23 protein-coding genes and 2 tRNA genes are annotated in these 18,945 nt (G+C 76.0%); 9 read left to right on the top strand and 16 right to left on the bottom strand.

Features of this window, described 5'->3' with window-relative positions; genetic code table 11:
• Positions 1-71 precede the first annotated feature (71 nt).
• On the bottom strand, positions 72-1,616 hold the full coding sequence (locus tag GY42_RS01750; protein WP_046530425.1) for a dihydrolipoyl dehydrogenase family protein: 1,545 nt from the start codon (positions 1,614-1,616) through the stop codon (positions 72-74).
• A gap of 91 nt (positions 1,617-1,707) precedes the next feature.
• Here GY42_RS01750 and GY42_RS01745 point away from each other — a divergent pair, with 91 nt between their 5' ends.
• Positions 1,708-2,199, top strand: coding sequence for a DinB family protein (locus tag GY42_RS01745; RefSeq protein ID WP_046528004.1), 492 nt, complete (start codon positions 1,708-1,710; stop codon positions 2,197-2,199).
• A 107-nt stretch (positions 2,200-2,306) separates the two neighbouring features.
• Here GY42_RS01745 and GY42_RS01740 read toward each other — a convergent pair.
• The 3 genes from GY42_RS01740 to GY42_RS01730 all read right to left on the bottom strand — a co-directional run bounded on the left by GY42_RS01740 (position 2,307) and on the right by GY42_RS01730 (position 3,194).
• Positions 2,307-2,382 (bottom strand) — tRNA-Lys (locus GY42_RS01740).
• Positions 2,383-2,460: 78 nt separating this feature from the next.
• Entirely contained in the window at positions 2,461-2,715 is a 255-nt protein-coding gene (locus GY42_RS01735) for a hypothetical protein (protein WP_046528003.1), read from the bottom strand.
• 182 nt (positions 2,716-2,897) lie between these two features.
• Positions 2,898-3,194 (bottom strand): GroES family chaperonin, encoded by a 297-nt coding sequence (locus GY42_RS01730; RefSeq protein WP_046530424.1) that lies wholly within the window; start codon positions 3,192-3,194, stop codon positions 2,898-2,900.
• Positions 3,195-3,320: 126 nt separating this feature from the next.
• Between GY42_RS01730 and bcp the strand changes: the two genes are divergently transcribed.
• The 3 genes from bcp (at position 3,321) to GY42_RS01715 (ending at position 4,587) form a co-directional block, all read left to right on the top strand.
• On the top strand, positions 3,321-3,794 hold the full coding sequence (bcp, locus tag GY42_RS01725) for a thioredoxin-dependent thiol peroxidase (RefSeq protein WP_046528002.1): 474 nt from the start codon (positions 3,321-3,323) through the stop codon (positions 3,792-3,794).
• Positions 3,795-3,833: 39 nt separating this feature from the next.
• Positions 3,834-3,919, top strand: a tRNA-Leu gene (locus tag GY42_RS01720).
• A gap of 53 nt (positions 3,920-3,972) precedes the next feature.
• The gene (locus GY42_RS01715) at positions 3,973-4,587 is read left to right on the top strand and encodes a hypothetical protein (protein WP_046528001.1); all 615 of its coding nucleotides are present in this window, start codon (positions 3,973-3,975) and stop codon (positions 4,585-4,587) included.
• 105 nt (positions 4,588-4,692) lie between these two features.
• Here the strand turns inward: GY42_RS01715 and trxA are convergent, their stop codons facing one another.
• Positions 4,693-5,061, bottom strand: a complete 369-nt coding sequence (gene trxA, locus GY42_RS01710; RefSeq protein ID WP_046528000.1) for a thioredoxin — start codon at positions 5,059-5,061, stop codon at positions 4,693-4,695.
• A gap of 110 nt (positions 5,062-5,171) precedes the next feature.
• Between trxA and GY42_RS01705 the strand changes: the two genes are divergently transcribed.
• Both GY42_RS01705 and GY42_RS01700 read left to right on the top strand, forming a co-directional pair.
• Positions 5,172-5,726 (top strand): NUDIX hydrolase family protein, encoded by a 555-nt coding sequence (locus tag GY42_RS01705; protein ID WP_046527999.1) that lies wholly within the window; start codon positions 5,172-5,174, stop codon positions 5,724-5,726.
• Positions 5,723-6,367, top strand: coding sequence for a Pr6Pr family membrane protein (locus GY42_RS01700; RefSeq protein ID WP_046527998.1), 645 nt, complete (start codon positions 5,723-5,725; stop codon positions 6,365-6,367). Before GY42_RS01705 ends, GY42_RS01700 begins: the two co-directional genes overlap by 4 nt.
• Positions 6,368-6,421: 54 nt before the next feature.
• Here the strand turns inward: GY42_RS01700 and GY42_RS01695 are convergent, their stop codons facing one another.
• From GY42_RS01695 to clpS, 8 genes are all read right to left on the bottom strand, one after another.
• Entirely contained in the window at positions 6,422-8,050 is a 1,629-nt protein-coding gene (locus GY42_RS01695; RefSeq protein ID WP_046530423.1) for an ABC-F family ATP-binding cassette domain-containing protein, read from the bottom strand.
• A gap of 29 nt (positions 8,051-8,079) precedes the next feature.
• Positions 8,080-8,721 carry an RdgB/HAM1 family non-canonical purine NTP pyrophosphatase gene (gene rdgB / locus GY42_RS01690; RefSeq protein WP_226236133.1) on the bottom strand — a complete coding sequence of 214 codons (642 nt, stop codon included), beginning with the start codon at positions 8,719-8,721 and terminating at the stop codon, positions 8,080-8,082.
• Positions 8,718-9,533: a ribonuclease PH gene (gene rph / locus GY42_RS01685; protein ID WP_046530421.1), complete on the bottom strand. Its 816-nt coding sequence runs from the start codon at positions 9,531-9,533 to the stop codon at positions 8,718-8,720. The genes rdgB and rph overlap by 4 nt, the downstream gene beginning before the upstream one ends.
• Before the next feature lie 136 nt (positions 9,534-9,669).
• Positions 9,670-10,743: a hypothetical protein gene (locus GY42_RS01680; protein ID WP_152667201.1), complete on the bottom strand. Its 1,074-nt coding sequence runs from the start codon at positions 10,741-10,743 to the stop codon at positions 9,670-9,672.
• 10 nt (positions 10,744-10,753) lie between these two features.
• Entirely contained in the window at positions 10,754-11,542 is a 789-nt protein-coding gene (locus GY42_RS01675) for an MBL fold metallo-hydrolase (protein ID WP_046527997.1), read from the bottom strand.
• Positions 11,539-12,351: a glutamate racemase gene (gene murI, locus GY42_RS01670; protein ID WP_046527996.1), complete on the bottom strand. Its 813-nt coding sequence runs from the start codon at positions 12,349-12,351 to the stop codon at positions 11,539-11,541. Before murI ends, GY42_RS01675 begins: the two co-directional genes overlap by 4 nt.
• 10 nt (positions 12,352-12,361) lie before the next feature.
• Positions 12,362-13,024 (bottom strand): DUF2017 domain-containing protein, encoded by a 663-nt coding sequence (locus tag GY42_RS01665; protein WP_046530419.1) that lies wholly within the window; start codon positions 13,022-13,024, stop codon positions 12,362-12,364.
• Positions 13,024-13,317, bottom strand: coding sequence for an ATP-dependent Clp protease adapter ClpS (clpS, locus tag GY42_RS01660; protein ID WP_046530418.1), 294 nt, complete (start codon positions 13,315-13,317; stop codon positions 13,024-13,026). The genes GY42_RS01665 and clpS overlap by 1 nt, the downstream gene beginning before the upstream one ends.
• Before the next feature lie 72 nt (positions 13,318-13,389).
• Here clpS and GY42_RS01655 point away from each other — a divergent pair, with 72 nt between their 5' ends.
• Positions 13,390-14,790: a nicotinate phosphoribosyltransferase gene (locus GY42_RS01655; protein ID WP_046527995.1), complete on the top strand. Its 1,401-nt coding sequence runs from the start codon at positions 13,390-13,392 to the stop codon at positions 14,788-14,790.
• 133 nt (positions 14,791-14,923) lie between these two features.
• On the opposite strand, the gene GY42_RS19285 is transcribed toward GY42_RS01655, so the two are convergent.
• The 3 genes from GY42_RS19285 to GY42_RS01645 all read right to left on the bottom strand — a co-directional run bounded on the left by GY42_RS19285 (position 14,924) and on the right by GY42_RS01645 (position 17,509).
• Positions 14,924-15,079: a hypothetical protein gene (locus GY42_RS19285; RefSeq protein WP_156442182.1), complete on the bottom strand. Its 156-nt coding sequence runs from the start codon at positions 15,077-15,079 to the stop codon at positions 14,924-14,926.
• A 250-nt stretch (positions 15,080-15,329) separates the two neighbouring features.
• Positions 15,330-17,141: a DEAD/DEAH box helicase gene (locus tag GY42_RS01650; protein WP_046527994.1), complete on the bottom strand. Its 1,812-nt coding sequence runs from the start codon at positions 17,139-17,141 to the stop codon at positions 15,330-15,332.
• Positions 17,138-17,509, bottom strand: coding sequence for a DUF3039 domain-containing protein (locus GY42_RS01645; protein ID WP_046527993.1), 372 nt, complete (start codon positions 17,507-17,509; stop codon positions 17,138-17,140). The genes GY42_RS01650 and GY42_RS01645 overlap by 4 nt, the downstream gene beginning before the upstream one ends.
• Positions 17,510-18,191: 682 nt before the next feature.
• Here GY42_RS01645 and GY42_RS01635 point away from each other — a divergent pair.
• Together GY42_RS01635 and GY42_RS01630 are read left to right on the top strand one after the other, a co-directional pair.
• A complete protein-coding gene (locus GY42_RS01635) occupies positions 18,192-18,557 on the top strand; it encodes a hypothetical protein (protein WP_046527991.1) in 366 nt (121 codons plus the stop codon).
• Positions 18,554-18,937, top strand: coding sequence for a GntR family transcriptional regulator (locus tag GY42_RS01630; protein WP_046527990.1), 384 nt, complete (start codon positions 18,554-18,556; stop codon positions 18,935-18,937). Before GY42_RS01635 ends, GY42_RS01630 begins: the two co-directional genes overlap by 4 nt.
• The last annotated feature ends 8 nt before the right edge of the window (positions 18,938-18,945 follow it).

Below are 18,945 nucleotides of genomic sequence, written 5' to 3'. Positions count from 1 at the left end.
ACCGCTCACCGCGGTGCCGCGCCGTCGGCGTGCCCGGCCCGGCAGAGAACTCACCCGGCGGTGCCCGCGCCTCAGCGTCCTGCGGTCTCCAGCAGGCGCAGCCACACCTCGCTGAGGGTCGGGTAGGACGGCACCGCGTGCCACAGCCGCGACAGCGGCACCTCCCCCACCACCGCGACGGTCGCGGCGTGCAGCATGTCCGCGACGTCCGGCCCCACGAACGTGGCCCCGACGACGACGTCCCGCGCGCGGTCGACGACGAGCTGCGCGCGCCCGCGGTAGTCGACCGCCGTCACCGTGGCGCCCGCGAGGTCGCCGAGCTCGTAGGCGACGACGGCGACGTCGAGCCCGGCGGCGCGCGCCTGCGCCTCGGTGCGCCCCACCCAGGCGACCTGCGGTCGGGTGAAGACCACCTGCGGCACGGCGGCGTGGTCGGCGGTCGCGCGGTACCGGCTCCAGTCCCCCGCAGCGGCCTCCGCCGCGCGGGACAGCGGCTCACCGCCGGCGAGCGCGGCGTCGTCGACGTCCGTGGTGGGCCGCGGGTCGAACCGTGCCGCCACGACGTCGCCGACGACCCGCGCGTCGTACTTGCCCTGGTGGGTGGTGGCGGTGCGGCCCGTGACGTCGCCGGCCGCGAACAGCCACCCGCCGTCGACGCCCCGCACCGCGAGCGCGTCGTCGACAGGAAGCGCGTCACCGGGGCGCAGCCCGAGAGCCTCCAGGCCCAGGTCCTCCGTCGCGGGGCGTCGGCCCGTGGCCGCCAGCACCTCGTCGACCGTGAGGGTCTCGGGCGCGGCGGCGCCGACGCGGTCGTCGTCGCCGGTCACCCGCTCGACCACGAGGTGCACGCCGTCGTCGTCGCGCGAGGCGGACGTCACCTGCGCGCCGAGGGACACCCGCACACCGCGGTCGACGAGGCTGCGCAGCACGGCCTCGCCCGCGAACGGCTCGGCGGACGGCAGCAGCCGGTCGCCGCGCACGAGCACCGTCACCTCGGCGCCGAGGTCGGCGAACGCCGTGGCCATCTCGGTCGCCACGACACCGCCGCCGACCACCGCGAGCCGCCGCGGCACGACGTGCGCGGACGTGGCCTCGCGGCTCGTCCAGGGCCGGACGTCGCGCAGCGCCGCGGGCACCACGGCGACCGAGCCCGTCGCCACCACGACCGCGCGCCGGGCGGTCACGGTGACGTCGCCGTCGGACGTCGTGACGACGAGCCGCCGCGGCCCGGCGAACCGCGCGTGCCCGCGCAGCAGCGTGAGCCCGGCGCCCTCGACCCACGCGACCTGGCCGGCGTCGTCCCAGTGCGCGGCGACCTCGTCACGCCGCGCGAGGACGGCGCTCACGTCGACGGGCCCGGTCACGGCGGTGTCGGCACCCGGCACGGCGCGGGCGGCCGCGAGCGCGTCGCCGGGCCGCAGCAGCGCCTTCGACGGCATGCACGCCCAGTAGGAGCACTCGCCGCCCACCAGGGCGCCCTCGACCACCGCCACGTCCAGCCCGGTCCGCGACGCACGGTCGGCGACGTTCTCGCCCACCGCCCCCGCACCCAGCACCACCACGTCGAACTCACGCGCGTCGTCCACGGTTCCTCCGTCCCTCGCGACCGAGCCCATCGTGGCGCGTGCGAGGCCGGGCCGCCCGGCGAGCCCGGTCGGGGCCGTCGCAGGACGCGCGCCGACGCACGCCCGCTGCCAGGCTGGACGCATGGCACGTGCACCCGAACCCACCGACGGCCCTCTCGACGCCCTCCTGCTCGGCTGGCTCGCGTTCCACCGCGACGCGCTGGCCGCGAAGTGCGCCGGGCTCGACGACGACGCGCTCGTACGGCGCTCCGCCGCACCGTCCGCGCTGAGCCTGCTGGGGCTGGTCCGGCACCTCACCGAGATGGAGCGGCACTACCTCGTCGGCGCGCTGAGCGGGTCACCCGCCCCGCTCCTGTACTGCACGGAGGAGTCGCCCGACGGCGACGTGGACGACCTCACGCCCACCATGGTCGGTGAGTCGATGGCGCAGTGGCACGAGCACCGCGTCCTCGCCGACCGGCTGCTGGCCGAGAACGCGGACCTCGCCGCGCCGGTGCCCAGCGGCAGCCGCAGCGTGGGCTGGCACGTCGCGAAGGTCGTGCAGGAGTACGCGCGGCACAACGGGCACGCGGACCTGCTGCGCGAGCGGATCGACGGCGCCGTCGGCGAGTGACGAGCGTCACGCGCAGCGGCGGTCGGTCCCGCGGGGCCTCGACCCGCGGCGCGCGACCCGCAGGAACGACTCAGCCCCGTCGGACGACGTCCGACGGGGCTGAGTGCTGGTACGCCCCCAGGGACTTGAACCCTGAACCCGCTGATTAAGAGTCAGCTGCTCTGCCAATTGAGCTAGAGGCGCGCGGCTCGTAGAGATTAGCAGGACCGGGGCCGTGCGAGCGAACCGGAACCGCCTCCACGGGCCGTCGTGTGACGACCCTCACGCGTGCGACGCGCCGCCGCCCTCGCGCTCGTCCCACCAGGCGTCCTCCGGCAGCCCCTCGGACGCGAGGATCTCGGCCGAGGTGTCGCCCGTCGGCGTCAGCAGGTCGGCGATGAGCGCGAGCGGCACGTGCTCGGCCAACAGCTCCTGCGCGTGCCTCGCGGCGTCCACGCCGGCCACCACGACCGGCTCGTCGCCGTCGGGCAGCTCCGTCGCCCCGGTGCCCGAGGCACCGCCGTCACGTCCGTCCATCCGTCCACCTCGTCCTGTCCCCGCCGTGGATGCCCCCTTCCCATGGTGCGGTATCGGAACGTCCGACACGTGAGGAAAGACCCCCAGGGCGCGTTCTCACGAACGTTTCACACGTCGCGCGGGTCACGTCCACGCGGACGGGCCCGCGAGCGGCGGCCGGACGGTCCGTCAGCGACCCGTCGTCACAGGTACAGCCCCGTGCCCTCGCCGCCCGCCCGCGGGTCGGCGACCCCGTGGACGTCCTTCTCGCGCAGCAGCAGGTACGTGCGCCCCGTGAGCTCCACCTCGGCGCGGTCCTCGGGGTCGAACAGCACGCGGTCCCCCATCTCGACCTGCCGCACGTGCTGGCCGGCGGCGACGACTGTCGCCCACGCGAGGCGCTTGCCCATCGCCGCGGTCGACGGGATGAGGATGCCGGCGCCCGTGCGCCGCTCGGCCGCCTCGTCGTCGAGCTCGACCAGGAGCCGGTCGTTGAGCATCCGCAGCGGGAGCTCGCCCGCGCTCGTGGGCCGGGAGGTGTCGCGCGCAGTCACGCCGCCGACGCTACCCCGCACGCGCCGTAGGCTGGCGCACGTCGTCCCCAGCCCCGACCCGCAGGAGTGACAGTGCCTCGTCTCGCCGTCGGCGACACCGCGCCCGACCTCACCCTCCCCAGCGCGACGGGCGGCACCGTCTCGCTCGCCGACCTGCGCGGACGCTCCGTCGTCGTGTACTTCTACCCCGCCGCGGCGACGCCGGGCTGCACGACGCAGGCGTGCGACTTCCGGGACTCGCTCGCGTCGCTGCAGGGCGCCGGGTACGAGGTCGTCGGCGTCTCACCCGACCCGGTCGGGAAGCTCGCGCAGTTCGCGCAGGACGAGTCGCTGACGTTCCCCCTGCTGTCGGACACCGAGCACACGACGCTCGAGGCGTGGGGCGCGTGGGGCGAGAAGAAGAACTACGGCCGCACGTACACCGGCGTGATCCGGTCGACCGTCGTCGTCGACCCGGACGGCAAGGTCGCGCTCGCGCAGTACAACGTGCGCGCCACCGGGCACGTCGCGAAGCTGCGGCGCGACCTCGGCATCGACGCGGCCTGACGCCACGCGGCGGGTCGGCGCGTGCCAGACTCGCAGCACGCGGGAGTGGTGAAACGGCAGCCACGCCAGGTTTAGGTCCTGGTGCCCGGAAGGGCGTGCGGGTTCGACTCCCGTCTCCCGCACCACCTGTCCAGCGCGGCGCGCTCGGCCCTCCCTCGCGTCCGGCTACCGTCGACGCGTGCACGACCTGTCCCGTCTCGACGCCGCGATCCTCACGACCCTCCGGGTCGGGATCGCCCACCTCCGGGGGGCCGACGAGTCCCTCGCGCTCGTGGCGTGCGGGATGGTCGAGGACCTCACCGGGTTCTTCGTGGCCGGGGCCGGGACGACGTGGCTCGCGGCGCTGCCCGGTCCGAGCGAGGACCGCGCGGCGTACGCGTGGTCGGCCTCGGAGTGGCCGCTGACCGCCGAGGACCCCGACGACGTCGCACCCGGGCGCGTGACGAGCGCGCTGTGGGAGCTCTCGGGCACCCGCGCGGCCCTCGACGGCACCGGCGCCGAGCTCGACGACGACGCGTACGCGCAGCTCGGGCACGACTACGAGGACCGGGTCGTGACGGCGCTGCGTCGACTCCGGGACGAGGGCGAGCTGCGTGACGCCGCGGGGCGCGAGCTGTGGGTGTGGCTGCACTCCGCCGACGACGCCGACCCGGAGCTCGACGACCGCACCTTCGCGCAGCTGCAGGACGCCGACGTCGCCCGCGACTTCGCGGACCGGTACGGCGCGGGAGGTGAGCGCCTGCTCGCACGGCTCGCGGCCCGCTCGTCCGCGCCGCGCGACGTCGCGCCCTGAGGCCGGCGGTCAGCTCCGGCGGTGCAGCAGGCGGGCGAGGTCGTCCGACGCGCGACGGGGCGCCCACCGGTCGGTGGGCGCCCCGTCGACGCTGCGGCGTGCGGCTCAGGCCTGGGCCTGGCGCTCCGCGATCTTGCTGCGCACGTCGTCCATGTCGAGCTCCTTGACGGCGGCGACGACCTGCTCGAGCGCGGGCGCGGGCAGCGCACCGGCCTGGTTGAACACCAGGACGCCGTCGCGGAACGCCATGAGCGTCGGGATCGACGTGATCTGGAGCTCGGCGGCGAGCTGCTGCTCGGCCTCGGTGTCGACCTTCGCGTGCACGATGTCGGGGTGCGTCTCGCTCGACGCCTCGAACACGGGCGCGAACATGCGGCACGGGCCGCACCAGGACGCCCAGAAGTCGACGAGGACGATCTCGTTGTCCTTGATCGTGTCGGCGATCGTGTTCGCGGTCAGCGTGGTGGTGGCCATCGGGTCTGTCTCCATCCTGACGGGGTTCGCCCGGTTCAGCGCGGCACGGACCGCCGGTATTCCCGCGGGGCGATGCGGCCGACCGGGCGACGACGGGGTACAACTGCACGGTGACCGCGTCCGCCGAGTTCCCCCCTGGTCCCGAGCGCCCCGCCGGGTGGCTGTCCCGCGACGAGATCGCGACGGCCCGCGCGCAGCTCCCGATCCTCTACGTCGACGCGGTGCCCGTGCGCGTCGACGAGTCCGGCGACGTCGTCGCGGTCGGTCTGCTGCTGCGCGTGACCCCCGAGGGCGTGATGTCGCGCGCGCTCGTCTCGGGTCGCGTCATGTACCACGAGCGGGTGCGTGACGCGCTGCTGCGGCACATCGAGAAGGACCTGGGACCGGTCGCCCTCCCGCACGTCCCGGCCTCGCCCCAGCCGTTCACCGTCGCCGAGTACTTCCCGACCCCGGGCGTGACGCCGTACCACGACCCGCGTCAGCACGCGGTGTCGCTCGCGTACGTCGTACCCGTCGCGGGCGACTGCCGCCCGCAGCAGGACGCGCTCGACCTCGCGTGGCTCACGCCCGAGGAGGCGTGCACCGAGGCCGTGCAGGTCGAGATGAACGGCGGCCAGGGCCTGCTGCTGCGGCAGGCGATGGCCTGGGTCGGCCGGCTGCCGTGACCGACCGCGCCGCGGCGGGGGCGCGGGGCGTCGGCACGGGTGCGGCACGCGTGCTGCACGCGCTCGTCGCGGTGTGCGCGCTCGTCGGCGTCGGGCTCGAGGTGGGGCGTGCGCTGACCTCGCCGGACGGCGACCTCGTGCGGCTGTTCAGCTACTTCACGATCTGGTCGAACGTGCTCGTGCTCGGGGTGTCGGCGCTGCTCGCGGTCCGCCCGCGGCACGACGGCCCGTGGTTCCGCGCGCTGCGCCTCGACTCGGTGCTGTTCATCGTCGTGACGTTCGCGATCTACCACGCGCTGCTCAGCGGGTACGCGCCGATCACCGCGGCCGGGCAGGCCGCGAACCTGCTGCTGCACACCGTCGTACCCGTCGGGGCCGTGCTCGCGTGGCTCGTCGCCGGGCCGCGGCCGCGCGTGCGGCTCGTGACGTGCGCGACCGCGCTCGTGCTGCCCGCCGTCTGGCTGGTCTACACGTTCGTGCACGGGGCCGCCACGGGCTGGTACCCCTACCCGTTCCTCGACGCGTCCGTGCTCGGCACGGGCCGGGCGTTGCTCGCGGCGCTCGCCGTGATGGTCGGCGGTGCGCTGCTGGGCCCCGCGCTGTGGGCGCTCGAGCGCCGGCTGCCGCCCGCGCCGCGCTGACGACTCCGGGCACCGGGTGGCGCCGGGCCGGCGGCGGCGCGGCCGTGCGCCGCGTCAGCCCGCCAGGTCGAGGTGCGGCCAGTCCGCGAGGTCGGCGCGGAGCTGCCGGTCGTGCGTCGCGACGACGACGGCCGCCGACGTCGCCCGCAGCGCGACCGTGAGCTCGTCGACCAGCCCGACCGACAGGTGGTTGGTCGGCTCGTCGAGCACCAGCACGTGCGGGGCCGCGAGCAGCGCGCACGCGAGGTCGAACCGGCGGCGCTGCCCCACGGACAGCTCGCGCAGCGGGCGGTCGAGGTCCGCCTCGGTGAGCAGGCCCAGCGCGGCGACGGGCACGAGCGCGTCGGGGTCGAGCGCACCGGCGTCGAGCAGGTCGAGCGCGTGCCGCGCGTACGCGTCGAAGGCCGTGGGCGGTGCGCCGTCGGGAGTCGCGAGCCGCTCCCCCGGCCCCTCCTGCGCGAGGACCCCCAGCCGGACGCCCGGGGCGATCGTGCGCGTGCCGCGGTCGAGCCCGAGGCGCCCCGTGAGCGCGGCGAGCAGCGTCGACTTCCCGGCGCCGTTCGCGCCGGTGACGAGCAGCCGACCCGCGGGCATGACGTCGACGCGCCGCCCGGGCAGGTCGAGCCGGCCGTCGACGCGCGGCGCACGCACCTCCAGCAGCGGGCCGCCCGCGTAGTCGGCGGGGACCGACGGCAGGTCGGGGAAGCTCAGCGCGGGCGGCGGCACCGGCACCTCGACGGCCTGCGCCTCGAGCCGCTCGATCAGCCGGTCGGCGGCCTTGACGTGCTGCCGCGCGCGCGTGCCGCGGCGGTGCTTCTGCGACCCCTTCGGCGGCCGCCACTCGTCCGACAGGCCCTCGTACGACGCGTCGAGGCGCTGCGCGAGCTGGAGCGCGCGCTTGCGCTCGCCGCGGTAGCGGGCACGCCACCGGCGCAGCATTTGGTCGCGGGCGAACCGGTAGTCCGCGTACCGCGCGGCGCCGTACAGCACGGGGCGGCCGTCCATCGACGGGTCCATGTCGAGGATCGCGGTCATGACGTCGTCGAGGAGTCGGCGGTCGTGCGTGACGATGACGAGGCCGCCCGTCCACGTGCGCAGCTGCGCCGTGAGGTGATCGACGCCCGCGGCGTCGAGGTGGTTCGTGGGCTCGTCGAGCAGCAGCAGGTCGGCGCGCTCGGCGAGCCGGCACGCGAGCCGCACGCGGTAGCGCTCGCCGACGCTGAGCTCCGCGAGCGGCCGGTCGCGGTCACGGGGCGCGTGCAGGCGCGACAGCCCTTCGTCGACGCGCCGGTCGACGTCCCAGGCCGCGAGGTGCTCGTACCGCGCGATCGCCTCCGACAGCGCCGCGACGTCGCCGCCGTCGTGGTCGAACGCGTCGATGACGGTCTGCAGGTCGGCGGCCGCCGCACGCGTCGCCGCGGCCGTGGCGTCGATCAGCGTGCCGACGGTGTCGCCGGGCGCGACCGCGAGGTCCTGCTCGACCACCGCGAGCGTCCCGTGGCGGCGCACGTCGCCCGACTGCGGCACGAGCCGCCCGGCGAGCACGCCCAGCAGCGTGGACTTGCCCGCGCCGTTCTCGCCGACGAGCCCGATGCGGTCCCCCGCGGACACCGTGAGGTCGAGCGCGTCGAGCACGGGCCGGCCGGGGTAGCCGAACGTGACGGCGTCGGCGACGAGCTGCACGGCGCCGACCTGCGGGGCGGCCGGTGCGCTCACGAGCCCAGCGCGGCCACCACGTGCGGCACGAGCGCGCGGAACGCCTGCCCGCGGTGGCTGATCGCGTTCTTCTCGTCGGGGGTGAGCTCGGCGCACGTGCGCGTGTCGCCCAGCGGCACCAGCACGGGGTCGTAGCCGAACCCGTGAGCGCCGCGCGGCGCCGCCGCGAGCGTGCCCTCGAGCGTGCCGACCTCGACGTGCTCGACGCCGTCGGGCGTCACGAGCGCCGCCGCGCACACGAACCGCGCGGCTCGGTGCTCGGGTGCGATGTCCGCGAGCTGCGCGAGCAGCAGCGCGAGGTTCGCCGCGTCGTCGCCGTGCCGCCCCGCCCACCGCGCCGAGAAGATCCCGGGCGCGCCGCCCAGCACGTCGACGCTGAGGCCCGAGTCGTCGGCGACCGCGGGCAGCCCCGTGGCCGCCGCGAGCGCGCGCGCCTTGATGAGGGCGTTCTGCTCGAACGTCACGCCGTCCTCGACGGGCTCGGGCGCGTGCACGTCGCGCGCGCCGACCACCGCGGCCGGGTCCAGGCCGGGCAGCGCGGGCGCGAGGATCGCGCGCAGCTCGCCGACCTTGTGCGCGTTGTGGGTCGCGAGCACGAGCCGCGCACCGGCGGGCACGTGCACGCCGGGCGCGGTCACGGGGCGTCCGTCCCGGGCACCGGCACCCGGGTCGCGCTGCCGTCGCCGGCCGGCGCGCCGAGCACGGCGGCCTGCAGCGCGGCGAGCTGCGCGGTGCCCGCGAGCGCGAGGTCGAGCAGCGCGTCGAGCTCGGCGCGGTCGAACGGCGCGTGCTCCGCGGTGCCCTGCACCTCGACGAACGTCCCCGAGCCGGTGGTGACGACGTTCATGTCGGTCTGCGCGCGCACGTCCTCCTCGTAGGGCAGGTCGAGCATGGGCACGCCGTCGATGACGCCGACGCTGACGGCCGCGACCGAGTCGCGCAGCACCTGGCGCCCCGGCTTGACGAGTCGCTGCGACGTCGCCCACGCGACCGCGTCGGCGAGCGCGACGTACGCGCCGGTGATCGCGGCCGTGCGCGTGCCGCCGTCGGCCTGCAGCACGTCGCAGTCGAGCACGACCGTGTTCTCGCCGAGCGCGGCGACGTCGATGACGGCCCGCAGCGAGCGCCCGATCAGGCGCGAGATCTCGTGCGTGCGCCCGCCGACCTTGCCTCGCACGGACTCGCGGTCGGAGCGGCTGTTGGTCGCGCGCGGCAGCATCGCGTACTCGGCGGTCACCCAGCCCTCGCCCGAGCCCTTGCGCCAGCGCGGCACGCCCTCGGTGAACGACGCGACGCACAGCACCTTGGTGCCGCCGAACTCCACGAGGACCGAGCCCTCGCCCGCGTCGAGGAACCGCCGCGTGATCGTCACGGGCCGCAGCTCGTCGACCCGTCGCCCGTCGGCCCGCGTCCCGCCTGCGCCCGTGCCTGTTCCCGTGCCTGCACCCATCGCGCTCACCATGCCCCGACCCTACGTGTGCACGCCCACGCCCTCCGAACTCGTTCCGAGTGCGCCGACACACGGCCGAGCGCGCCTGCTGCGTCACCCGCACTCGGTGGCGTGCCGTCGCACTCGGTCGACGGGGTCAGCGGACGCCGGCGGAACGCAGGAGCTGGAGCATCGGATCGCGGTCCCACGCATCACGCCACGTCCAGCGCACGACGCGGGCGCCTGACGCGCGGAGCCGATCCTCCCTGAGCTTCTCCCGCCACACGGCGTCCGCTACGGCGGTCCCGGTCGCTCCGTACTTCGAGCGGCCGTCGAACTCCCCCACGACACCGTGCTCGGGCCACCAGAAGTCGACCCTTCCCACGAACCCGGCACGGTCGTGCACCTCGTGCTGCAGAATCGGCAGGGGGATCCCTGCCTCGTCCATCCGGACGCGGCTCAGCGACTCGCCGGGCGACTCGCTGCGGCCGTCGAGGAGGCGCAGCACGTCACGCGCACGACGCCGCCCGCGGGCACCCGGCCGGAGCCGTTCGACCTCGGCGGCGACCGCGTCGCGCGTCGTCACCCGCAGCCGGAGAGCGTGGTCGCCGGCCACGACTCCGGCGACGATCCCGTCTGCGCGTGCCAGGTCCACGATCGTCCTGGCGACGTCCGTGACGAGGAGCCCGCCCGCCGTCACGGGCTCGGGCACGTCCTCGACGGTGTGCCGCACGACGTCACCGCGAGACCGTCCACCGTCGGCGGCACCACGGACGACGTGGACACGGTCGTCACGTCGTCCCACGAGCGGCAGCCCGTGGACGACGGCCGCGGACCTGTGGGACAGGACCGGTGGAGTCCGGGCCGCGCCGGTCACCGCAAGCGCGCGGACGAGGTGCCGCCGGTCCTCGTCCGACGTCGCCCATGCCACCGCATCGGTGTAGGCACCGCGCCTGACGCGCTGAAGCCGGCGGTCCCGCCACGGCGGTGACGGCCCGTCACGGCTCCACGCCCGGCGGCTCTCCCCCGGCACACCGGTACGCACCAGCGTGGGCTCGTCCTCGGACCGGTCGCCGCCCGGAGCGGGCGATGTCGTCGAGTCTTCCACCGCGGCACGGTCCCACCCGCGGGCTGCGCGCCGCTGCGCACATCCACAGCCTGCACCGAATGCGCCAGCACGCCACCGAGTGCTGCCGAAGGAGCCGGCGCACTCGGCCGCGTGCTGGTGCACTCGGCGGAGGCTAGAGCGTGTACGTGGCGCCCGGGGCCGCGAGGGAGGTGGGGCCGGCGTAGACGGTGGCCGCCTCGGTGAGCGCCGCGCGCGGGTCGTTCCACGCGGGGACGTGCGTGAGCACGAGCCGGCGGGCACCGCCCCGCGCGGCGGCCTCGGCGGCGCGGCGGCCCGTGAGGTGGACGCCGCGGACGTGGTCGTCGCGGCCCTCGACGAACGCCGCCTCGGCGAGCAGCAGGTCGGCGTCGACCGCGAGCGCGTCGAGCCCGTCGCACGCGTCGGTGTCGCCGCTGTACGCGAGCGTCACGCGGCGCCCGGGGTCCGCCTCCGACGGCCCCGTGACGCGGATGCCGAACGCGGGCACGGGGTGCTCGACGGGCACGGCCTCGAGCGTCAGCGGACCCACCCGCACGGGCTCGCCGGCGCGCCACTCGCGCACGTCGAACTGCTCCTGCGTGTCGGTCGCGGGGTCGTGGCCGGACAGGTGCGCGAGGCGCTCGCGCGTGCCCGCGGGGCCGAGCACCGGCAGCGGCGGCAGCGCACCCGCGGGCCGGTAGCGCCGGTAGACGCCGAGCACGGCCATGTCGGCGACGTGGTCGGCGTGCAGGTGCGACAGCGCGACGACGTCGACCGCGGCCGGGTCGCCCCAGCGCTGCAGCGGGCCCAGGGCGCCGCTGCCCAGGTCGAGCACGGCCGACCACGTACGCCCGTCGGCGTCCCGCGCCTGCACGAGGTACGACGACGCGGCCGAGTCCGGACCGGGGAACGACCCCGCGCAGCCCAGCACGACGAGCCTCACCGCAGCGCCTCGCGCGGCTCGACCGACTCGACCTCGGGGCCGAGGAACCGGCGCGCGAGCGTCGCGAAGCCCTCGGGGTCGCCGGTCGCGAGGAACCGGTGCGTCGCCGGACCCGCGGCGGGGTCCCGCTCGAGGTCGTGCGCGACGAGCGTGCGGTACACGTCCTTGGCCGTCTCCTCGGCGCTCGACACGAGCGTCACCTGGTCGCCCATGACGTACGAGATCACCCCCGTGAGCAGGGGGTAGTGCGTGCAGCCGAGCACGAGCGTGTCGACGCCCGCGTCGCGGACCGGCTCGAGGTACTCGCGCGCCGTCGCGAGCGCGTCGGGCCCCGACGTCACGCCGGCCTCGACCAGCTCGACGAAGCGCGGGCACGCACGTGACGTGAGCTCGACGCCCGCGACCGCGAACGCGTCGTCGTAGGCCCGTGAGTCGATGGTCGCGCGCGTGCCGATGACGCCGATGCGACCGTTGCGCGTCGCGGCGACGGCGCGCCGCGCGGCGGGGAGCACGACCTCGACGACGGGCAGGCCGCGTCGCTGCGTGTACCGCTCGCGCGCGTCGCGCAGCACGGCCGCCGACGCGCTGTTGCACGCGATGACGAGCATCTTGACGCCCGCGTCGACGAGGTCGTCCATGATCTCGAGCGCGTGCGCGCGCACCGCGGCGAGCGGCTTGGGGCCGTACGGACCGTTGAGGGTGTCGCCGATGTACAGCGTCAACTCGTGCGGCAGCTGGTCGAGGATCGACCGGGCCACCGTGAGACCCCCGACGCCGGAGTCGAAGATCCCGATGGGGGCGTCGTTCACCCGGCCGAGCCTAGCCGTCGTCGCCGGTGCGCCCACCCGGGGACGGGTCGGGTGCGTCGAGCATCACAGCGAGGAGCGACTCCTGCAGCCAGGACAGCGCGCCGTACACGGACGCCAGGTAGGCGCGGACGTCGTCCTCGTCGCCGTCGCCGAGCCCGTCGTACAGCGCCTCGGAGTCCTCGTCGGTGCGCAGGTCGAGCCGTTCGCCGAGCACGAGCCGCAGGTCGGTGAGGCAGGCCGCGACGTCGTCGGCGGACCGCGGGTGCACGACCAGCGCGTGCTCGGGCCAGCCCGGCTCGCCGTGCACGAGCGACGTCCACAGGCAGCGCAGCCGCGCGATCTTGCGGGCCCGCAGGTCGTCCTCGGTGAGCCGGCGGAACTCGCCGGCGACCTCGGGGTCGTCGCGTGACGCGTCGGGCAGGAGCCGCCGCACGGCCGGGTCCTGCGGCGGCGGCAGGGGCGCGGTGCGCACCTGCCACGCCCCCACGTCGGGCGCGCCGCCCGGGCTCCCGTCGGGTCCCGCGTCGGGCCTGGCCGCCGGCGGCGGGCCGTCCTCGAAGCGGCCTGCGCCGAGCAGCTCGGCGACGTCGGCGACGACCGACGCGACGACGGCCCGCTCGCCCGCGTCGAGCCGCGCGACGTAGCGCCCCTTCTGGCGGCGGAACGCCCGCATCACTGCCCTCCGCGCTGCAGGGTCGCCCACAGCCCGTACCCGTGCATGGCCTGCACGTCGACCTCCATGGCCTCGCGGTTGCCGGTCGAGACGACCGCGCGCCCCTCCTCGTGGACCTGCCGCATGAGCCGCTCGGCCTTCTCGCGGGGGTGGCGGAAGTACGTCTGGAACACGTAGGTGACGTACGACATGAGGTTCACGGGGTCGTTCCAGACGATCGTCACCCACGCGTCCGCGGTGGACGACGCCTCGTCCACCTGCTCACGTGTGTCGGGGGCGGTCGTCGCAGGCACGGCGTCCACTGTAGGTGCGGCGCACCGCGGCGGCGGATGTCGCTCCGACCTGCGGACGTCTACGTTGGCGGCATGGACGACTCGCGCCCCGGCACGCCCCCGCACGTCACCCCGGCCGTCGCGGCCGTCGGGTCGGGCAGCACCGCGCTGCTCACGGACCGGTACGAGCTGACGATGCTGCAGGCGGCGCTGGCCGACGGCACGGCGCACCGGCGCTGCGTGTTCGAGGTGTTCACGCGCCGGCTGCCCGCGGGGCGCCGGTACGGCGTGCTCGCCGGGACGGGACGCGTCCTGGAGCAGCTCGCGTCGTTCCGGTTCGGGACGCCCGAGCTCGACTGGCTCGCCGACGAGCGCGTCGTCGACGACGCGACCCTCGAGTTCCTGGCGGGGTACCGGTTCGGCGGCTCGGTCGTCGGGTACGCCGAGGGCGAGGTGTTCTTCCCGCAGTCGCCCGTGTGGGTGGTCGAGGGCACGTTCGCGGAGGCGGTGCTGCTCGAGACGCTCGTGCTCTCGGTGCTCAACTACGACTCGGCGATCGCGTCGGCGGCGTCCCGCATGACGAGCGCGGCCGTGGACCGCCCGTGCCTCGAGATGGGCGCGCGGCGCGCGCACGAGGACGCGGCGGTCGCGGCCGCACGGGCCGCCGCGGTGGCGGGTTTCGCGGCGACGTCGAACCTCGAGGCGGGCCGCCGGTACGGCCTGCGGACGATCGGCACCGCGGCGCACGCGTTCACGCTGCTGCACGACGACGAGGAGGCGGCGTTCGCGTCGCAGGTCAGGTCGCAGGGCCCCGGGACGACGCTGCTGGTGGACACGTACGACGTGCACCGCGGGGTCGAGCGCGCGCTGGCCGCCGCGGGCACGGGTCTGGGCGCCGTGCGCCTCGACTCGGGCGACCTGGGCTCGCTCGCGCAGGAGGTGCGCGCACAGCTCGACGCCGCCGGTGCGCACGGCACGCAGATCGTCGTGACGAGCGACCTCGACGAGTACGCGATCGCGTCGCTCGCGGCCGCACCGGTCGACTCGTACGGCGTGGGGACCAGCCTCGTCACGGGGTCGGGGGCGCCGACGTGCGGCATGGTCTACAAGCTCGTCGCGCGCGAGGGCGCGAGCGGCGAGCTCGAGCCGGTCGCGAAGGCGTCGCGCTCGAAGGTGAGCGTCGGGGGGCGCAAGGCCGCGGCGCGGCGGCTCGGGCCGGACGGCCGCGCGGTCGAGGAGGTCCTCGTGGTGGGCCCCGACGAGGCCGTGGCGGGGTGGACGGATGCGCAGTCCGCGGGCAGTGACCCGTCGTTGCGCCCGCTTCACGTGCCGCTCGTCGTCGAGGGCGAGGTGCAGCCGGGGCTGACCGCCGCGGCGGGCGTGCGGGCCGCGACGGAGCGGCACCACGCGTCGCGCGACGAGCTGCCGCGCGGTGCGCGCCGGCTGTCGGCCGACGAGGCGGCGGTGCCGACCGTCGAGCTCCGGCTGGGCTGAGCGCCCGGGTCCCCCGCCCGGTCGGGAGGGCGGGTCGACCGACCCCGGACGTGCGACCGGGCCGGGACGCGTCGCGTCCCGGCCCGGTGTGCGGACGACCGGCGGAGGGGGTGCCGGCCGTGCGCGGCGGCTCTTAGACCCTCGAACGACCGCGGCCGACGAGCCCCAGGATCAGGCTGACGACGAGCACGGCGACGCCGATCCAGATGAGGAACTGACCGATGCCGGTCGCGACGCCGAGGACGACGAGGACGACACCGACGAGGATGAGGATGAGCCATGCGGGCATGTGGACACCTCTTTCACACGAGCTCCGGCGGCGGACCGCCGGGCTCTCTCCGAGTGCGGCACCGGGGGGACCCGGGCCGGGTCTGTCACGGAAAGAGCGTGACACCGCGGGACGCGGTCAGCACGTCGAACGGTCGACTTGCGCCGTCAAGAGCCGCTGCTATGTGAGCACGCGTCCAGTGCGCTGACCTGCGGTTTCATGCTGCTCTCATAGTCCACATCGTGAGATCAGCACCGAGGTCCGGGTGAGCTCAGCGCTTGCCCACGAACCAGCCGCGCAGCATCGCGATCCGGGCGGACAGCTCGTCGGGCGCCGCGAGCGCGACCTCGGGGCCGCCGCAGCGCCGCCGCAGCTCGGCGTGCACGGTCGCGTGCGGCTGACCGCTGCGACGCGCCCACGCGCCGACGAGCTGCGCGAGCTCCTTGCGCAGCTCGGCCTGCTTGCGGTGGTCGACGACCTCCGGCGCGGGCGCCTCGCGCGTGCGACGCGCGCCCTGCTGCGCGGCCTGCCGCTGCCGGAGCAGCGTCGTGACCTGGTCGGCGTCGAGCAGGCCCGGCAGGCCGAGGAAGTCCAGCTCCTCGTCCGAGCCGACCTCCGCGCCCGTCCCGAACTCGCCGCCGTCGAACAGCACGCGGTCGAACGACGCCTGCGCCTCGAGCGCCTCGAACGCGCCCACGACGCCGTCGCTGCCGACCGCGTCCTCGCTCTTCTGCTCGCGCTCGGCGAGCGCGAGCAGGTCGGCCTCGGGGTCCTCGTCGCCGGTGGTCGGCTTGTCGAGCGCGTGGTCGCGCTCGACCTCGAGGCTCGCGGCGAGCTCGAGCAGCTGCGGCACGCTCGGCAGGAACACCGACGCGGTCTCGCCGCGCTTGCGCGCACGCACGAACCGCCCGACCGCCTGCGCGAAGAACAACGGCGTCGCGGTGCTCGTGGCGTACACGCCCACCGCGAGGCGCGGCACGTCGACGCCCTCGGACACCATGCGGACCGCGACGAGCCAGCGCGAGTCGCTCGCGGCGAACTCCTCGATGCGGTCGCTCGCGCCGTCGTCGTCCGACAGGACGATCGTGGGCGACTCCCCCGCGATCCGGGCGATGTGCCCGGCGTAGGCACGTGCGTCGGTCTGGTCGGTCGCGATGATCATGGCGCCCGCGTCGGGCACCGCGCGCCGCACCTCGGTGAGCCGCCGGTCGGCCGCGGCGATCACCGAGGGGATCCACTCGCCGTTGGGGTCGAGCGCGGTGCGCCACGCCTGCGACGTCATGTCCTTGGTGAGCGGCTCGCCGAGGCGTGCCGAGATCTCGTCGCCCGCCTTGGTGCGCCAGCGCATCGAGCCCGAGTAGGACAGGAAGATCACGGGGCGCACGACGTGGTCGCGCAGCGCGTCGCCGTACGCGTACGTGTAGTCGGCCACCGAGCGGCGGATACCCTGCGCGTCGGGCGCGTACTGCACGAACGGGATCGCGGCGGTGTCGGAGCGGAACGGCGTGCCGGTCAGCGCGAGCCGGCGGGTCGCGCCCTCGAACGCCTCGCGGACGGCGTCGCCCCACGACAGCGCGTCGCCGCCGTGGTGCACCTCGTCGAGGATGACGAGCGTGCGGTCGGCGGTCGTGCGGGCGGCGTGCAGGGCGGGCTTGCTCGCGACCTGCGCGTACGTGACGGCGACGCCGTCGTACCCCGCGCCGTGCCGCCCCTGCGCGTTCGAGAACCGCGGGTCGAGCCGGATGCCGACGCGCGCGGCGGCGTCGGCCCACTGCTTCTTGAGGTGCTCGGTCGGTGCGACGACCGTCACGCGGCGCACGGTCCGCGACTCCAGGAGCTCGGTGGCGATGCGCAGCGCGAACGTCGTCTTGCCGGCGCCGGGGGTGGCGACGGCGAGGAAGTCCCGCGGGTTGCGCTCGCGGTACAGGTCGATGGCCTCCGCCTGCCAGGCGCGCAGGCTCCCGGCGGCACCCCACGGCGCACGCGCCGGGAACGCCGGCGGCAGCTGCGACGCTGCCGACGACGAGGGGTGCTGCGGGGTGCTGGCGGGACCGGTGGCGACGGGGCGGCGTGCCGCGCTCACGCGCCGCCCGACCCGGAGCCCTTGCCCCGTCCGAAGCCGAAGAACCCGCGGCCGCCCCCGCCGCCGCCGGAGCCCTGGTCGTCACCGTCCTGCGGCTCGCGCAGCCCCTCGTAGATCTCCTTGCAGACCGGGCAGACCGGGAACTTGTTGGGGTCGCGGCCGGGGACCCACACCTTGCCGCACAGCGCGACGACCGGCTTGCCGGACATCGCGGACTCCATGATCTTCTCCTTGCGCACGTAGTGCGCGAAGCGCTCGTGGTCCCCCGGCTCGACCTGCTCCTGGGACTCGGTGCGCTCGAGGACCGACGTGCCGCCCTGGGTGCCGAACGGGTCGTCGGGTCCGGACGGCGTGGTCGGCTCGCTCATGGGCCCATCGTACGTCGGGGGTCCGACGTCCCGGCCGCGGGCCGTGCGTGGGGACCGCTGGACGGCGCGCTCCACTTTGTGTCAATGTACTGGTACATCGGTTCACTGATCGGAGCCCCGTGCACCTCACCGCCCTGCTGCCCGTCGTCGTCCTCGTGGCGCTCCTCGCCGCCCTCGTCGCCGCGCTCGCGCCACGCCGGCAGCCCGCGACCGACCTCACCGACGTCGTGACCTCGCCCGCCGCCCACGCACGCGCGCGCCGGCACGCCGGCGTCGTCGCGGCGATCGCCTGGGGCGCGCTCGCGGTCGTCGCCGCGGCCCTGCCGGCAGCGGCCCCCGCGGGCGCCGCGGGCGGCGTGCTGCTCGGCAGCGTCCCGGCCGCCGCCGGGACCGCGTTCCTGCTCGCCGCAGCCGTGGGCGAGCGCACCTGGCCGCGGCCGACCGGCGCCCGGCGGCGCGCCTCGCTCGTGCCCCGCACGGCGCGCGACGTCGCGCCGCGCGCGCTGCGCGTCGCGCTCGCGACGTGGACCGCCACGCTGCTCCTCGTCCTGCTCGGCACGGGCCTGACCGCCACGGCCGACGGCCGCTCGGTCAGCCGCACGCTCGACGCACAGCTGACCGCGGAGGCGGGCCCTACCCCGGCCCGCCCTACGCGGTCCCGCTCGCGCTGGGCGCGCTGCTCGTGGCCGCCGGCGCCGCGGGCGTGCTGCACCTGGTCGCGCGCCGCCCCGCGGTCGAGGGCGTGTCCACCGCCGACGACGACGCGCTGCGGGTCGCGTCCGGCGGGCGCGTCCTGGCGGGCGTCCAGCTCGTGGTCGGCGCGACGCTCGCCGGTGTGCTGCTGTTCGCCGGTCAGGCCCTGCGCAACGTCGCGCACGGCGCGTACGCGGTCGACGACGTGTGGACCACCGTGACCGACCCGCTGACCGCGGGGCTCGGCTGGGCCGCGCTCGTCGCGGCACCGCTCGTCGCGCTGACGACCGTCGCGCTCACGGCCGTCGGGCTGGCGCGCGCGGCCCGCGCGACCGCCCCGGCGGTCGCGGCGTGAGCGTGCGCCTGGACGTCGACCTCACGTCGGGCGTCCCCGTCTACGAGCAGGTGCGCGCGCAGGTCGTCGGCCACGTCGCGACCGGCCGGCTGCGGCCCGGCGACCGGCTCCCCACGATCCGCGCGCTCGCGACCGACCTCGGGCTCGCGCCCGGCACGGTCGCGCGCGCGTTCCGCGAGCTCGAGCAGGCCGGCGTCGTCGTGACGCGGCGGCGCAGCGGCACGGTCGTCGCGGCCGACGCGGCCCCGGCGCAGGCGCAGGCACGGCGCGCGGCGGCGGACTACGCGCGAGCGGCGCGCGCGGCGGGCCTCTCGACCGACGAGGCCGTGGCCCTCGTGCGCGGCGCCCTCACGACCGGCGACGAGCCGCCGACCGTCTGAGCCGACCC

Source organism: Cellulomonas sp. FA1 (assembly GCF_000986825.1).
Classification (GTDB): domain Bacteria; phylum Actinomycetota; class Actinomycetes; order Actinomycetales; family Cellulomonadaceae; genus Cellulomonas; species Cellulomonas iranensis.
The sequence above is the reverse complement of the archived record's forward strand: the minus strand, read 5'-3'. Positions and strand labels throughout refer to the sequence as shown.